Raw genomic sequence first — 16241 nt, 5'->3', positions numbered from 1 at the left:
CGTTGACATCGTCGTCGTCCGGGCGAAACCATCAGCGACAGTCCACACCCCCTCCTGCCCTCGTAGGTCACCAGCACGTATGACAACGATGTCAGGCCGCGACTCCGAAGGAGCGTGCATGGCCGAGTCCGGCGCGGCCCCCGCCACCAGATCCCGTCCCGTCGCCGCGCGTCCGCTGTCCCGCCGGCTGCTCGCCGCGACGGCGGCCCTCGCGCTGCCGGCGGGCCTGCTCGCCGCCACACCGACGGCGAGCGCCGCGGCCGCCGCGGCACCCCCCGGCAACTTCAGGTCCTCCTTCGAGCCGGCCGACCCGCCGCCCGCCGCGAGCACCGTCGAGGTGGACGCGAGCGGCCGGCCCGTCCAGGGGAACCTGAGCGGGTCGAACCGCAACGCGCTGCCGGGCAGCCTGCTCGGTCAGGTCGCCGCGGTGACCGCGAGCGCCGAGAACCCGCCGGGCGAGACCGCCGCGAAACTCACCGACGGGGACCCCTCGACCAAGTGGCTCGCGTTCAGCCCGACCGGGTGGGTCACCTACCGGCTGGCCACGCCGGCGGCGGTGGTGAAGTACGCGCTCACCTCCGCGAACGACGCCCCCGCGCGGGACCCGAAGGACTTCACGATCCAGGGCTCCGCCGACGGCAGCTCCTGGACGGACCTGGACCGGCGGACGGGGCAGAGCTTCGGCGGCCGGTTCACCACGAAGACCTACACCGTCGCCAACACCACCGCGTACGCCTACTACCGGCTGAGCGTCACCGCCAACTCCGGCGACGCGCTCGTGCAGCTCGCCGACTGGGACATCAGCGACGGCTCCGACGTGCTGCCGCCGGCCGCCCCGATGGTCAGCGTCACCGGGCCGGGCCCGGTCAGCGGCTACAACATGAAGCCGGCCGCCGGGTTCACCGGCCTGGCGACGCTGCGGTACGCCGGTGGCGCCCTGGCCGACGGCCGCTCGTACGCGACGAACAAGCTGTTCGACGTGGACATCCCGGTCGGCCCGAGGACCCGGCTGTCGTACACGGTCTTCCCCGAGTACACCGGCCAGGACGCGCGCTACCCGTCCACCCACGTGGCCGTCGACCTGCACTTCACCGACGGCAGCTACCTGAGCCGCCTCGCGCCCGTCGACCAGCACGGCTACCCGCTCACGGCCGCCGGCCAGGGCGCGTCGAAGGTGCTCTACGCCGACCAGTGGAACGCCGTCCGGGCCGACATCGGCGCCGTGGCGAACGGCAAGCGGATCGACCGCATCCTGCTCGCGTACGACGACCCCGGCGCCACCGCCGAGACCCGCTTCCAGGGGTGGATCGACGACCTGACGATCGCCGGTGTCACGACGCCCATCGACGGCTCCGTCCGCACCAACTACGTCGACACCCGCCGGGGCACCAACGCGTCGGGCTCGTTCTCGCGCGGCAACAACCTGCCGATCTCGGCGGTGCCGAACGGCTTCACGTTCTTCACCCCGGTCACCAACGCCACCTCGGACTCCTGGGAGTACGAGTACCAGCGGGCCAACAACGCCGAGAACCTGCCGCTGCTGCAGGGGCTGGCGATCTCGCACCAGCCCAGCCCGTGGATGGGTGACCGCAACCAGATGTCGGTCATGCCGGTGCCGGCCGGCGGATCGCTCTCCGGGGCGCCGAGCAGCCGCGCCCTCGCCTTCAGCCACGACGACGAGATCGCGCGGCCGGACCTCTACCAGGTCACCCTCAAGAACGGCCTGGTCGCGCGGATGTCGCCGACCGACCACGGCGGTGTCATGTCGTTCACCTTCCCGGCCGGGTCCGCCACCGGAAGCCTCGTCTTCCACAACGGCACGTTCACCGTCGGCGCGGACGGCACCGTGACCGGTTGGGTAGACAACGGCAGCCCGCTGTCGGCCGGCCGCAGCCGGATGTTCGTGTCCGGCGCGTTCGACCGGGCGCCGACGGCGTCCACCGCCGCCTCCGTGACCTTCGACACCGCCACGGAGCGCGAGGTCACGCTGCGGCTCGCGACGTCCTTCATCTCGGTCGACCAGGCGCGCAGGAACCTCGACCTGGAGGTCACCGGGCGCAGCTTCGAGCAGATCCGGGCCGCCGCCACCGCCGCCTGGGAAGAGCGGCTGCGCCGGGTCGACGTGCAGGGCGCGACCGAGACGCAGCTGGTGACGCTCTACTCGAACCTCTACCGGCTGAACCTGTACCCGAACTCCCAGTCGGAGAACACCGGCACGGCCCGGTCCCCGCGCTGGCAGTACGCGAGCCCGGTGTCGGAGCCCACCGGCGCCTCGACCCCCACCCACACCGGCGCGAAGATCGTCGACGGGCAGATCTACGTCAACAACGGGTTCTGGGACACCTACCGCACGGTGTGGCCCGCGTACGCGCTGCTCTACCCCGACGTGGCGGCCCGGATCGCCGACGGGTTCGTCCAGCAGTACCGCGACGGCGGGTGGATCGCCCGCTGGTCGTCGCCCGGCTACGCCGACCTGATGACCGGCACCAGCTCCGACGTCTCCATCGCCCAGGCGTACCTCACAGGCGTGAAGCTGCCCGACCCGCTCGGCGCGTACGACGCGGCGGTCCGGAACGCGACCGTGGCCTCCGGGCGCGGGGAGGTCGGCCGCAAGGGCATCGAGACCTCGCTGTTCCTCGGCTACACGCCCACCTCGACCGGCGAGTCGGTCTCCTGGGCGCTGGAGGGCTTCATCAACGACTACGGCATCGGCAACATGGCCGCGGCTCTCGCCAAGGACCCGGCCACGCCGAAGTCGCAGCGCGCCCGGCTCAAGGAGGAGTCGGAGTACTTCCTCCAGCGCGCCCGCAACTACGTCAACCTCTTCGACCCGGAGACGAAGTTCTTCCAGGGGCGGGACGCGTCCGGCACCTTCCTCGCCGGCGACCCCCTCGACTGGGGTGGCGTCTACACCGAGACCAACGGGTGGAACTTCGCGTTCACGGCGCAGCAGGACGGCCAGGGCCTGGCCAACCTGCACGGCGGGCGGAAGGCGCTGGAGCGCAAGCTCGACGAGTTCTTCGCGACGCCGGAGAACGCCGACCGCCCCGGCGGGTACGGGCGCACCATCCACGAGATGCTCGAGGCGCGTGCCGTGCGGATGGGTCAGCTCGGCATGAGCAACCAGCCGTCGCACCACATCCCCTACATGTACGACTTCGTGGGCGCGCCGGCCAAGACCCAGGCGCTCGTGCGGGAGATCCTCCAGCGCCTGTACGTCGGCAGCGAGATCGGTCAGGGCTACCCGGGCGACGAGGACAACGGCGAGATGTCGGCGTGGTACGTCCTCAGCTCGCTGGGCATCTACCCGCTCCAGGCCGGCTCGACCGAGTGGGCCGTCGGGTCGCCGCAGTTCACGCGGATGACCGTCCACCGGCAGACCGGGGACATCGTGGTCAACGCGCGGAACAACAACACCCGCAACGTCTACGTGCAGAGCGTCAAGGTCAACGGGAAGACGCAGCGCGGCGTCTCCATCGACGCGGCGGAGCTCGTCCGGGGCGGCACCATCGACTTCCAGATGGGCCCGAAGCCGTCGAGCTGGGGCACCGGCAGGAACGACGTGCCGCCGTCGCTGACCAAGGGCGACGAGGCGCCGAAGCCGTTGCAGGACACAACCGGCCCCGGCCTCGGCGCCGCCAGCGTGGACGGCGGTCAGGACGCGGCCAAGCTGTTCGACGACTCCTCGACCACCCAGGTGACCTTCACCTCCGCGACCCCGCAGGTCGGCTGGGCCTTCCGGGGAGGCAAGCAGCGGCCGACGTACTACACCCTCACCTCGGGTGCGAGTGCGGGCGACCCGGTGGACTGGCGGCTCCAGGGCTCGAACGACGGCATCACCTGGACGACGGTCGACTCCCGCAAGGGCGCCGAGTTCACCTGGCGCAACCAGACACGACCCTTCAAGATCAGCAATCCGGGGCGGTTCGCCCAGTTCCGCCTCGCCGTCACGCGGACGGCCGGCGCCGCACAGGCCAACCTCGCGGAGATCGAGCTGCTCGCCGGAGGCGACCTCGACCTGCTCGGGGGCGACATCACGGTGACGGCCGCGGACGGCGGGCACGCCACCTCCGGCACCGAGGCGTCGGTGTCGCTGGCCACCGTCACCGGCGGCGACGCCACCGGTTACCGGGCCACGATCGACTGGGGTGACGGCTCGCCGGTCACGGCGGGCACGCTGGCGCCCAGCTCGCGGGGCGTGTACCGGGTCACCGGCTCGCACACCTACGCCACGCCGGGCCACCACCAGGCCACCGTCACGGTGACCGACGGCACCAGCCAGAGCGTGGCGACCGTCGGCGTCGACGTCTCCTACGTGCCGGCCGACAGCCTCGCGGCGGCGTACGACACCGTGTGCGTCGGCGACGAGGGCACCCTCGCGGCGAACTGCGACGCGAAGTCGTGGGCGTACTCGCGGGCGGCGCTCGCGGACGCCGGCGTGGTGCAGGGCCGGCGGCACCAGGTGCCGGGGACGGACCTGCACTTCACGCTGCCGGCGGTGCCGGCCGGCCAGCCGGAGAACGCGACAGGCAACGGGCGGACGATCGCGCTGCGCCTGCCGGCCGACACCCGCACCATCTCGTTCGTCGGTGCCGGCACGCAGGGCAACCAGAGCACCACCGGCACGGCGACGTTCAGCGACGGCACCACCACCACCATCCCGATCCAGATGAGCGACTGGACGCTGGGCGGCAACGCCAACGGCACGCCGTCGTACGGCAACATCGTCGTCGCCCAGGCCGCCTACCGGTTGAGCGGCACGAGCCGGGACGGCGCCCAGCCGTTCCTCTTCGCCACGGCGCCGTACCAGATCCCCGCCGGCAAGACGCTCGTCTCGGTGACCCTGCCGACCCAGACCGGCGACCCCGGCTCGACCGGCCGGATCCACGTGTTCGCCGTGGCCGACGACGGCACCCCGGCCCCCGCGCTGGAGACCACCGCCCCGAAGGACCAGGCGGCGCACGCCGGCACGGCCCTCACGGCGGACCTCGGCTCGGTGACCGGCGGCGCCCCAGACGCGTCGGGCTATCGCGCCCGCGTGCAGTGGGGTGACGGCACGGTGCCGGAGGACGTCACGATCAGCCCGTCCGGAGCCATGAGCGGCCGGCACACCTACGCGCAGGCGGGCAGCTACACGGTGCACGTCACGGCGTGGGACACGCTGGCCAGCACCACCCGGACGTTCACCGTGACCGTGACGCCGGACGGGCTCCAGCCGACCGTCGCCCTGTCCCCGGCCGTCGCGGCCGGCGACGCGATCACCGTCGACGGCAGCGGGTTCGCCGCCGGCGAGACGGTGACCGTGGCGCTCGGCACCGACCCGGCACGGGCGGCGACGGTGGCCGCGTCGGCGACCGGCACCGTCCGCGCGTCGATCGCGACCTCGGGCGACACGCGACCCGGCCGCTACGCGGTCACCGCCACCGGCGCGTCGTCGTGCACGCCGGCCACGGCCACCGTCCAGGTGACCGACCGGCCGCAGGCGCCGGCGTACCACCCGCAGGCGGCGCTGTCTGCCACGTCGGGTCGCGGCGGCTCGTCGGTCACGGTCGACGGGTCCGGGTTCGCGCCGAACGAGGCGGTCACCGTCCGCTTCGGTGCGGGCCTCGCGCCTCGCACGGTGAACGCGAACGGCGACGGCGTCATCCCCGGCGCGCCGGTCAGCGTCCCGGGGACGCTGCGGACGGGGCCGACCAGCATCACGCTGACGGGCGCCGACTCGAAGGCGACGGTGGCGCTTCCCTTCACCGTCACCGGAGCGAACTGAACCAGGAGCAGGAGCCGCACTGGGCGGGCCGTGGTCACGGCCCGCCCAGTGCGCTGTCCGGAGCGTACGGCTAGCGGGTCGTGAGCCCCAGGCTGATCGTGCGGGTCAGGGTGGCGTTGTCGTCGTCGCCGTCCAGCGACCAGACCATGGCGCCGCCGAGGCCGGCGCGCCGGATGTAGAGGGTCTTCTGGAGCACGACCAGCGGGTCGTCGTACGTCCAGAGGGTCGTGCCGTCGAACAGCCAGGCGTGCCCGGCGCGGAGATCGCGGTGGACGGTGAACCCGTTGCCGACCAGCGTCTTGAGCTTCTTGTAGTCCTCTGACCCGGGGGCGTGGGTGCCCGGTGCGGGCCCCGCGACGGGCTGGAACAGACCGTCACCGCCGCCCGTGACGCCGGTCCAGCCCTGGCCGTAGTACGGGATCCCGAGGACCAGCTTGTGGCGCGGCGCACCGCGGTCGATCCACCCGTCGATCGCCACCTCGACCGAGAAGTCCGGGTCGTCCGGCGCGCCCGCCGGCACGCGCAGCGCCGACTGCTGGTTGGTCACCGTGTCCCAGGAGCCGTGGAAGTCGTACCCCTGCACCGTCGCGAAGTCGAGGTACTTGAAGATCTTGCGGCCCTCGTACCCGGCGTCCATGGCGGCGGGGTTGGCCGGCAGGAAGGCGGTCAGCTCGTAGTGCTTGCGGGTCGTCCGGCCGTACGCGTCGAGCTGCCGGCGGAACTCGGCGAGTAGCTTCGTGAAGTTCTCCCGGTCCTCCGGGCGGACGACGTTGCCCGGCTCGCCCGGCCAGTTCGGCCACTCCCAGTCCAGGTCGACGCCGTCGAAGACACCCGCCGCGGAGCCCGGCCCGCCGCTGCCGCCGTCCAGGACCGGCAGGTTCCCCTTCAGGTAGAGGTCGATGCAGGAGGCCACGAACGCCTTGCGGGAGGCGTCGGTGCGGGCGGCGTTCGAGAAGTACGTCGACCAGCTCCAGCCGCCCAGCGAGATCATCACCTTCAGATCCGGGTGCTTGGCCTTGAGCTTGGCCAGCTGGCCGAAGTTGCCGTTGAGGGGCTCGCCCCAGGCGTCGGCGACACCGTCGACGCTCTCCTCGGCCGGCACCGGTCGCTGGTAGTCGGCCCAGGCGTCACCCTCGCCCGGCCCACCGTCGACGAAGCAGCGACCGTCCTCGCTCACGTTGCCGAAGGCGTAGTTGACGTGGGTGAGCCGGCTGGCCGCCCCGGAGGTGTCGAGCTTCTTCACCGGGAACGCCCGGCCGTAGATGCCCCACTGGGTGAAGTAGCCGACCCGGTGGTAGCCGTCGCGGCGGTCGGGGGTGTGGGCGGCGTTCGCGGCGGCCGGCGGTGCGGCGGTGACGAGCACGGTCGCCAGGGCGACCAGTGCGGTGAGACGGCGGTGGCGGAATGGTCGCATCGGCACTCCCACGAGGGACGGGGACGAATAGTTAAGAGACCTTTCTGATCGATGAAGCTAAGGCCGTCACTCTGTGCGGTCAAGAGCCGGACGAGGGGTTCCGAGCCGCCGCTGGGGCCGCCCGGCGCCGGCGGGGGAGGCCCACCTGGGCGGCGTGCGGGTGGTTGGGACGGGCCCGGACGGGGCATCGGGCTCTCGGAGGTGATCCATGTGGATGGCGGGCAGAGCGTGCCCCGGCTGTGCCAGGTCGTGCTCGACAGCACCGACGCCAGAGCCCTCGCGGAGTTCTACCGGTCCCTGCTGGGCCTGGTCTACCGACCGGGTGACGAGCCGCCGCCGGCCGGCGGGGAGGCGGAGCGGCCTCCCGGGTGGCTCGTGCTGCGGACGCCGGACGGCGCGTCCCAGATCGCCTTCCAGCGGGTCGACGACCTGCCGGAGGTGACGTGGCCGGACGGTGGGGTGCCGCAGCAGCTGCACCTGGACCTCACCGTGGCCACGGTCGAGGAGCTGCGGGCACAGCACGAGCGGGTCCTGCGGCTCGGTGGCCGGCTGCTGCGCGACCGCATCGACGACCCCGTCGAGCCGCTGCGGGTGTACGCCGACCCCGCCGGCCACCCGTTCTGCCTCTTCGTCGCCTGACGCCCCGACCCCGACGGGTGGGTGCCCGCCCGTCCCCGCCGGCGGTCACCGCCGGGGACGGAAGTGGTGCCGGACCGCGTAGGCGGACACCGCCTCGCCGAGGGCCGCGCCGTCGACGTCCGCGCTGCGGAAGTGCACCCCGCCCCAGACGCGCGCGCCGACGAGCTCGTCGAGGGCTTGGGAGAAGCTGGTGAAGTGCCGGGTCGTGCCGGAGTCCACGCTGGACCCGCTGAACGAGACGTGGTCCGTGCCGAAGAACCACCGGTACAGCGACATCCGCGCCCCGGTGCCGCAGGCGTGACCCGACGGGTACTCGGGAAAGGGCGGCGTGACGAGCAGCGGCGTCCAGGCCGGGTCGGGCGCGGTGCGGGGATTGCCGTCGGTGTCGGCCCGCTGGATCGCGGTGACCGGCCGCCAGTAGGCCCACCGCTCCTTCTGGCTGAAGCAGGCCACGCCCGCGTCGGCCACGACGAGGTCGGTCATCGCGAAGAGGCGCGCGGTCTCCAGGACGCTGAGCCCTCGGCTGGTGGCAAGCTGGCGCTTGATCTCCCAGGACGCGGACCGCCGGTCGTGCCACCAGAGCGCGGCCTCCGTCTGGTCCTGCGTGCGGGCCGTGCTCGACGCCGAGCCGAGCGCCCTGACCTCGGCGACCTCGCGGGCGTAGGCCCGGCCGCCGAGCGGTGGCGGCCCGGGAGCGCGCAACAGCGAGGCGTGGGGGAGGAGGAACGGCCTCATGTGCCCCGTCCAGGCCCCCTGGGAGAGGAAGAGCGGCGGGGTGGGCCGCCATTGGCCGGGGCCGGTGCCCGTCGTCCACTGCTGGTCGCCGAACGCGCCGTCGTCCTGCCGCGCCTCGACCATGGCTTCCGCGGCGCGGGAGCCGACCGCGACGCCGCCCCGCTTCGGCGGCCCGTCGGGGATCGCGGCGAGCGCCTCGTCGTACTGCGCCCGGAGCCGGTCGCCCTGGGCGGGAAAGAGTGCGGTGAGCACCTGGTGGGCGGCGGTGGCGACGGCCGCGTCGACCGACTCCGTCCCGCGCGCCGGGGGAGCGACGAGATACGGCTCGTACGGCCTTCCGGCGATCGCGTTGACCGCGTCGTAGACCGCCCCGTTCACCATCGCGAAGCTGCGGACCTGTTCGTTCGGCTGCTGCGCGGCGACGTCCCAGATCGCCGTCTGCGCGTGGAGGTCCCACGTGACGACCGGGTTCGCGCTGCCGCCCTCGGTGATCCCGGCGGCCGTCGCCGGGAGCGCGACGGTGGGCGCGAGCAGGGCACCGACCGCGAGCGCAGCGAGGCGCCGGCGCGTACGGCGGGTCGGGCTGGCACTTCTCATGTCTCCCCCGTTCGTGACGTCGGTGTCGGCGCTCGACGCGCAGCCGTCGACGGTGCCCGGCGGCACGGGAGAAGGGCCGACCACGGCGACGATAGCATCGAAGATGGCCAATTGGTTGCGTCGTCCGCACTCCGACATCCCACCGACACGCCCCCGGGCGGTTCCGGTTCCTGTGCGACGATCGTCGGGGCGACAGCCGGCCGGCCCGCGCCGTCGACCCGTCCGGTCACCGGCATGCCCGCCCGACGGCGACCCGGCGCGTACCCCTTTGGAGACAGCATGTCCCGCTCCCCTGCCCGGCTCTTCGCGGCGCTGAACGCCGTACGCCCGCCCGACCACGCGATCCCTGTCCTGGGCAAGGCCGTGGTGCTCGGCGGCAGCGTCGCCGGGCTGATGGCCGCCCGCGTCCTGTCCGACCACGCGGAGCGGGTCGTGGTCATCGATCGCGACGACCTGGACGTCACCGGCCCGCGGCCCGGCGTGCCGCAGGGGACGCAGCTGCACGCGCTGCTGCCGGGCGGCTTCCTCCAGTTCGAGCGGATGTTCCCGGGCTTCCGCGAGCAGGCCCTCGCCCAGGGAGCGATCGAGGCGCCACCCGCGTCCCGACGGAACTACCTGGACGGCCGGCTGAAGGTCGTCGTCCCCGACGACGCCGACAGCCTCGCGGGCAGCCGGCCCCTCCTGGAAGGGCTGATCCGGCACCGGGTGCTCGGGCTGCCCAACGTCGAGGTGGTCGCCGCGCGAGCCACGGGCCTCGTCTTCGACGGCGCCGTGACCACCGGCGTCCGCTACGACGTCGACGGGGAGCCTGGCGTGGAGAGCGCCGACCTCGTGGTCGACGCCATGGGCCGGTCGAGCCGCCTGTCCGACTGGCTGGAGCAGGCCGGCTGGGACCGGCCGACCATGCGGCGGATGACCGTCCACCTCAACTACGCGACGGCGCTGTTCCGGCGTACCGAGCCGAAGCCGGATCCCACCCTCGTCCTGGCGCTGCGCAGCCCCAGCAGGTCGTCCGACGTGGCCGGCGCCGCGTTCTTCGCCATCGAGGACGACCGGTGGATGGCCATGATGGCCGGCTACGGCGACAACCGCCCGGGCCACACCGCCGACGACTTCCTGCGCCGGCTGCGGGAACAGTTCCCACCCGAGTTCGGCGAGCTGGCCGGCAACCCGCTGCTCGGCGAGGTGCGGACCTACCGCCACGCCGACAGCCGGCGGCGCGACTTCCACGCGCTGAGACGGTTCCCGGCCCGGCTCGTCAGCGTCGGGGACGCGGTAGCGTCGTTCAACCCGGTGTACGGGCAGGGGATGACGGCCGCCGCCCTGCACGCCGCCTGCCTGTCGACGTACCTGCGGTCGCGGCCCGACCTCGACGTGCCGGCGCGCGAGTTCCTCGCCCTGCAGAAGGTCGTGGTCGACGCCGCCTGGTCGACGTCGACCTCGGCCGACCTGGCCCTGCCGCACGTCGACGGTCCCTACCCGCGCGGGCACCGGCTCCTGAGCTGGGCCAGCGGCCAGATCGTCGCCGCGACCGTCACGGACGTGCCGACGGCCCGGCGGTTCAACGCGGTCGTCTCCATGCGGGAACACCCGAGCTCCCTGGCCCGGCCCGGCGTCCTCCTGGGCGCCCTGCGGGCCAACCGACGGTCCCGCTGACCGGGGCGCGGGCCGCCCCGCCGTCGCGCCTGCCGCCCCGGCGGCGGCGGTAAATCAGGACGGTTGCGGCCGGGCGTCCGAGCCGGCGGCCCGGTCGGCCAGGTGCCGCAGCGCCTCGGCGGTCGCCGGATCGGCCGGGAAGAACGCCTCGACGGCGAGGCCGGCGACGGTGACGTCGAGGGGAGTGCCGAACACGGTGGTCGTGCTCAGGAAGGACAGGTCCCGGTCGCCGTGCCGGTACCGCAGCGGCACGACGACCGAGCCCGCCGGCCCCCGGGCCGCCGGGTGGTCCTCCCCGCCGGGATAGCCGCGCAGCTCCTCGTACAGGTCGCGGAGCGTGGCGTCGTCGGTGCCCGCGACCTGGTCCCGGAGCCGGTGCAGCAGGTGGGCGCGCCACTCGGCCAGGTTGCGGATCCGCGACGCCATCCCGTCGGGATGCAGGCTGAGCCGCAGCACGTTGACCGGCGCCGCCAGCAGGTGGGGCGCGGCCCCGGCGGTGAACAGGTCCACGGCGGCGTTGGACTCCACGAGCTGCCAGTGCCGGTCGACGAGCAGCGCGGGGAACGGGCCGTGCCCACGCAGGATCAGCCGGGCCGCGTCGCGCACCGGCGCCAGCTCGGGACCGTCGAGCCGGTGCTGCGAGTAGGCGGGCGCGTAGCCGCCGGCGAGCAGCAGCGCGTTGCGCTCCGCGAGGGGCACGTCCAGGTGCTCCGCCAGCCGACGGATCAGGTCCGGGCTCGGGCGGGACCGGCCCGTCTCGACGAAGCTCAGGTGCCGGGTCGAGATGCCGGTGTCGGCCGACAGGTCGAGTTGGCTGAGTCGGCGGCGTCGACGCCAGTCGCGCAGGAGCTCGCCGACGGGCGTTGCCGCCCTCGTCACCGTGGTCACGGCACCCGACCCTAACGGCCGCCCGCGCACGGCGGCCATTACCTGCGAGGTAATCGACGCGCCGCCGCCGGGCCGCGAGGATTCCGTTCCGAGGGCGCCGCAACCGGCGCCGACGGTCGATGGGAGTGGAATCGTGACGACAGTCTTCGAAGAGCTGGCCGGTCGGTACATCGCGATCTGGAACGAGACCGACCCGCGGCGGCGGCGCCGGGCCATCGACGAGTTGTGGGCGCCCGACGCCCGCTACGTCGACCCGCTCGGCGTGGCCGAGGGCAGGGAGGCCGTCGACCGGCTGGTCGCGGCGGTGCAGGACCAGTTCCCCGGCATGCGCTTCCGGCTGGCCGGACCGGTTGACGGACACCACGACCAGGTCCGCTTCACCTGGGAGCTGGGCCCGGACGAGGGGGAGGCGCCCGTCGTCGGCTTCGACGTGGCGGTCACCGACGGGGACGGAAGACTGCGTCAGGTCTTCGGCTTCCTGGACCGCGTCCCGGCCGCCTGACCACACGGGGAGGAGGAGGCATGACCGCGTACGCGCTGGCCCACCTGCGTCGGGCGCCCGTCCACGACGAGGTGCTGGAGTACCTTGAGCGCATCGAGGCGACCCTCGCGCCGTTCGGCGGCCGGTTCATCGTGCACGGCGGCGCCGTGGAGGTGCTGGAGGGCGACTGGCCCGGTGACGTGGTGATCGTCGAGTTTCCCGACCTGGCGGCGGCGCGGTCGTGGTACGCGTCGCCCGGCTACCAGGAGATCAAGCCGCTGCGTACGAGACACCTGGCCGGCGAGGTGATCCTCGTCGACGGGGTGGAGCCGGGTCGCGACTCGTCTCGGATGGCGGCGGACCTGCGGCGAGCCACCGGCCGCTGAGGGCGGGTACGGGGTGCGGGGCCGCGAGGTCCCCGCGCCCCGCCCGCCGTCGCGGTGGTCAGCTGATCCGCAGGCTCGCGATCAGGCCGTCGCGCAGGTGGAAGGTCATCGGCCCGGTGCCGTTGAAGCCGTTGCCCGACACCTTCAGGGTGACGACGTAACTGTCGGGGTCGGCGCCGGGCTCGATCCCCAGGAACTCGAAGTGGGACTGCACGCCGATGTTGTCGGTGCGGTCCCAGGAGCGGACGCCGTCGCGCCCGTGGAACTCGCGGCCCCAGTCGTTGAGGTACGCGTCGTCGGTGAACGCGGCCGCGAAGGCCTCCGGGTCGGCGGCGTTGGTGGCGTCGATGAAGGACCGGATGGCGGCGGGGATCTCGGTGCTGCTCATGTCCGCAGAGCCTAGATGATTGCCTCGCGGCCGCCCCTCGAATGTGGTTTCTGTGACCGCTGGTGACGTTACTTCCGCGTATTGTTCGGTCATTCGGAAGCGGTACGTCGACGGGGGTCCAAATGGTCTCCACCGCCCGAGCGCGGTAACCCGACGCGCTATTGGCCACTGTCGTGTTTCCGACCCGGACCTGCATGATCCATCTCACAGGCCAGGCGTGCGGCCTGCGGGAAAGCATTCGTTAGCCCTACCGGTAACCTCTCCGCCGTGCCGGAGTTCGCATCATTTCCTGTTACCGATCGGTATGAAGTCGTGGAGCTCCTCGGCCAGGGCGGAATGGGTCGGGTGTGGAAAGCCCGCGACGGGATGCTTCATCGCGACGTGGCCATCAAGGAAATTGTCCCGCCACCCAACCTGACCGATCAGGCGCGACAGGAATTGCGGGTGCGGTCGCTCCGTGAGGCACGGGCGATCGCGCGGCTCGACCACGCCAACGTGGTCAGGGTCTTCGACGTGCTCCTGAGTGCCGACGGCGATCCGCGGATCGTGATGGAGTACGTCCCGTCCCGCTCGCTGCACGACCTGCTCGCCGACGACGGCCCGGTCAGCCCGGTGCGGGCCGCCGAGATCGGCCTGGCGGTGCTCGGAGCGCTCCGCGCCGCCCACCGCGCCGGCGTGGTGCACCGGGACGTCAAGCCGGCCAACATCCTCATCGGCACCGACGGCCGGATCGTGCTCACCGACTTCGGCCTGGCCACCGCCGTCGAGGATGCCCATCTCACGCTCACCGGCATCGTCCTCGGTTCCCCGGCGTACGTCTCTCCCGAGCGGGCCATGCGCGGCACCGTCGGCCCGGCCGGGGACCTGTGGTCGCTCGGCGCCACGCTGTTCGCCGCCGTCGAGGGGCAGTCGCCCTACGCGCGGCCGTCCAGCATGATGAGCCTCACGGCGCTCGCCACCGAACCGCCGCCGGCACCCCGCCGGGCGGGTCCGCTCGCCCCCGTGCTGGCCGGGCTGCTCCGAAAGGACCCGGCCGAGCGGATGGACGCCGACACGGCCGAGCGGCTGCTCCGCCGGGTACTCGCCGAGGCGCCGCGGCAGACTGCGCTCACGGCCGAGACGCAGCCCATCCCGCGGCACCCGGGGCCGGCGGCTCCGGCCATCCGACCCGCGGGCGCCGCGGAGTCGCCGGCCGCCGCCGTCCCGCCGGCTCCGGTCGCGGTCGGGCCGACCGGGTCCGCCCTGCCCGGGGTGGGCCCCGCCGCCGGCCCGGGGACGCCCGCGCTCCGGCGGCGGGCGTGGGCGATCGGCGCCGCCCTCGCCGTCGTGCTGCTCCTCGGGCTCGGGATCGGCATCCCCCTCGCCACCGTCGAGTCGCCCGACGGTGCCGCGAGCGCTCCGGCGCCGGCGGACGAGGGTCCGTCGGCGCCGCCGTCGAGCCCCGGCTCGCCACCGACCCCGGCGGCCCCCGCGCCGCTCGCCTGGTCCACCTACCGCGACCGCAGTGGTTTCACCGTTCCGGCGCCCCGGGACTGGCGGATCGAGCGGCGGGGCGGCGCGGTCGAGTTCCACGAGCCCGACGGCGCGCGGATGCTCGCCGTGACATGGACCGACTCCCCCCGTGACCCGCTGACCGAGCTGACCAGCCGGGAGAAGGACCCGGCCGTCGGTGGGCGCTACCGCGACTACCGCCGCATCGCGCTCGTCGCGGTCAACTACCAGGTGAACGCCGCCGACTGGGAGTGGCTCTACACCAGCGACAGCGGCACCGCGACCCACGTCCGCCAGCGCGCGTTCACCACGGCGGCGAAGCGGGGCTACAGCCTCCTCTGGTCGACGCCCGAGGCGTCGTGGGCGCGCGACGCGAGCGCCTTCGGGAAGGTCACCGACGGGTTCCACCCGGCGGCCACCCCTGCCGGGACCACCACCGGCCCGACGGCCCCCGACGCCCCGCCGTCGGTCAGGCCGAGCGCTACGCCCACCGTCGCGGGGCACCGCCTCGTCGGCGTGGCCAGCAACCGGTGCCTCGACGTGAGCGCCCCCGACTCGCCCGACCCCGTCCGGCTCCGCATCTGGGACTGCCGGGACGACCGCGACCGCAACCAACGCTGGACGTTCGGATCGGACGGCAGCGTACGGCTCGACGGGCGCTGCATGGACGTGGTCGGCGCGTCGAGCGCCGACGGCGCGGCGATCCAGCTCACCACGTGCAACGGCACCCCGGCGCAGAAGTTCACGCTCGACGAGCGCCGCCACCTGGTGAACGCCCACAGCAGGATGTGCCTGGACGTGCTGGACGAGAAGACCGCGAACGGCGCGCTGATCCAGCAGTGGACCTGCAACGACGGGGCCGACCACCAGAAGTGGACACGGAGCTGACGGAGTGTCCCGCCGTGCCGCGGCCGGCGAGCGTCCACCGGGCACGGCGTCGGGTGCCGTCCACAATGCCGCTCCGTCGGCGCCCTGACTGGAACAGGGCGGATTCGGTTGGTCTGGTCCGTTAGGCTCGGAGCCGCTTGGCCTTGGGGAGGGCGCATGACGGCGGATTCTTCGATGAGCGGCGAGTTCACTCGCATGCTGGACCTGACGATGAAGGCGCTGGGGACGGTCGGTCCTCCGCCCGACGCCGACGCGGACGCCGACGCGGGGTCGCCGGCGGTCGGCGAGGCGGCCGACGGTCAGGTGCGCGCCGAGATGACCTCCGACGGCCGGTTGCGGTCGCTCTCCGTCGAGCCCCGGCTGATGCGACTCGGCTCCGAGGAGTTGACCGCGCACATCGTGACGGCCGTCAACGCCGCGATCGACGCGATGCGCAGCGGGCCGGCCGCGCCGCAGGTGGGTGACCTGTCGGAGCTGCGCGAGCAGTTGCAGGAGGTCCGCGACAGCGCCGTGCCACGGCTGGGGTCGTTCCTCGAGGCGCTGACCGAGGCACAGGAACGGTTGGCGCGCGGCGGCCCGCGATGACCGACAAGGGCTTCGAGGTGCATCCGCCGCTGATCCGTGAGGCCGGGCGGGGCGTCGCCGACCTCGGCGAGCGGTTCGCCGGGGAGTTGGCGGCGTTCGAGGCGCGGATGCGGGGCTACGGAGAGCCGTGGGGGGCCGACGACATCGGCTCCCTGATCGGCATCGCCTACACCGAGGTCGCCGCCTGGATCCTCGACTGCGTCGGGACGGCGGCCGACGAGATCAGCGCGGCCGGAGAGGACGTGACGGGCATGGCCGACGCGTACGAGCGGGTGGACGAGGACGGCGCGAGCACGATGCGCTCGCTCTCCGGCGGGCTGGGGTAG

11 protein-coding genes and 2 pseudogenes are annotated in these 16241 nt (G+C 73.3%); 9 read left to right on the top strand and 4 right to left on the bottom strand.

Annotated elements, in window-relative coordinates:
• Window positions 1-118: 118 nt before the first annotated feature.
• Window positions 119-5767, top strand: coding sequence for a GH92 family glycosyl hydrolase (locus SM573_RS00600; protein WP_474615166.1), 5649 nt, complete (start codon window positions 119-121; stop codon window positions 5765-5767).
• A 70-nt stretch (window positions 5768-5837) separates the two neighbouring features.
• Here SM573_RS00600 and SM573_RS00595 read toward each other — a convergent pair whose 3' ends face one another.
• Complete coding sequence (locus SM573_RS00595) at window positions 5838-7181, bottom strand: glycoside hydrolase family 18 protein (RefSeq protein WP_474612176.1); 1344 nt, start codon at window positions 7179-7181, stop codon at window positions 5838-5840.
• A gap of 210 nt (window positions 7182-7391) precedes the next feature.
• Here SM573_RS00595 and SM573_RS00590 point away from each other — a divergent pair, with 210 nt between their 5' ends.
• Complete coding sequence (locus SM573_RS00590; protein WP_474612175.1) at window positions 7392-7820, top strand: VOC family protein; 429 nt, start codon at window positions 7392-7394, stop codon at window positions 7818-7820.
• 45 nt (window positions 7821-7865) lie between these two features.
• Here SM573_RS00590 and SM573_RS00585 read toward each other — a convergent pair whose 3' ends face one another.
• Window positions 7866-9152, bottom strand: coding sequence for a vanadium-dependent haloperoxidase (locus SM573_RS00585; protein ID WP_474615165.1), 1287 nt, complete (start codon window positions 9150-9152; stop codon window positions 7866-7868).
• A gap of 279 nt (window positions 9153-9431) precedes the next feature.
• On the opposite strand from SM573_RS00585, the gene SM573_RS00580 reads away from it, so the two are divergent.
• Window positions 9432-10808 carry an FAD-dependent oxidoreductase gene (locus SM573_RS00580; protein ID WP_474615164.1) on the top strand — a complete coding sequence of 459 codons (1377 nt, stop codon included), beginning with the start codon at window positions 9432-9434 and terminating at the stop codon, window positions 10806-10808.
• Window positions 10809-10862: 54 nt separating this feature from the next.
• Here SM573_RS00580 and SM573_RS00575 read toward each other — a convergent pair whose 3' ends face one another.
• Window positions 10863-11735 carry a helix-turn-helix transcriptional regulator gene (locus tag SM573_RS00575; RefSeq protein WP_474612172.1) on the bottom strand — a complete coding sequence of 291 codons (873 nt, stop codon included), beginning with the start codon at window positions 11733-11735 and terminating at the stop codon, window positions 10863-10865.
• A 94-nt stretch (window positions 11736-11829) separates the two neighbouring features.
• Between SM573_RS00575 and SM573_RS00570 the strand changes: the two genes are divergently transcribed.
• Together SM573_RS00570 and SM573_RS00565 are read left to right on the top strand one after the other, a co-directional pair.
• On the top strand, window positions 11830-12198 hold the full coding sequence (locus tag SM573_RS00570) for a nuclear transport factor 2 family protein (RefSeq protein ID WP_474612171.1): 369 nt from the start codon (window positions 11830-11832) through the stop codon (window positions 12196-12198).
• 20 nt (window positions 12199-12218) lie between these two features.
• Entirely contained in the window at window positions 12219-12563 is a 345-nt protein-coding gene (locus tag SM573_RS00565; protein WP_474612170.1) for a DUF1330 domain-containing protein, read from the top strand.
• 58 nt (window positions 12564-12621) lie between these two features.
• On the opposite strand, the gene SM573_RS00560 is transcribed toward SM573_RS00565, so the two are convergent.
• A complete protein-coding gene (locus tag SM573_RS00560; protein ID WP_474615163.1) occupies window positions 12622-12951 on the bottom strand; it encodes a nuclear transport factor 2 family protein in 330 nt (109 codons plus the stop codon).
• Between the two features lie 267 nt (window positions 12952-13218).
• On the opposite strand from SM573_RS00560, the pseudogene SM573_RS00555 reads away from it, so the two are divergent.
• The 4 genes and pseudogenes from SM573_RS00555 to SM573_RS00540 all read left to right on the top strand — a co-directional run.
• Window positions 13219-14853: pseudogene (locus SM573_RS00555) on the top strand (serine/threonine-protein kinase); the annotation flags it as partial.
• A 102-nt stretch (window positions 14854-14955) separates the two neighbouring features.
• Window positions 14956-15330 (top strand): annotated as a pseudogene (locus tag SM573_RS00550) (RICIN domain-containing protein); the annotation flags it as partial.
• Window positions 15331-15486: 156 nt separating this feature from the next.
• On the top strand, window positions 15487-15915 hold the full coding sequence (locus tag SM573_RS00545; protein WP_474612168.1) for a YbaB/EbfC family nucleoid-associated protein: 429 nt from the start codon (window positions 15487-15489) through the stop codon (window positions 15913-15915).
• Window positions 15912-16241, top strand: coding sequence for a hypothetical protein (locus tag SM573_RS00540; RefSeq protein ID WP_474615162.1), 330 nt, complete (start codon window positions 15912-15914; stop codon window positions 16239-16241). Before SM573_RS00545 ends, SM573_RS00540 begins: the two co-directional genes overlap by 4 nt.

The sequence above is a fragment of the Micromonospora xinjiangensis genome (assembly GCF_056150165.1).
This window is presented reverse-complemented; position numbering and strand designations above follow the sequence as displayed.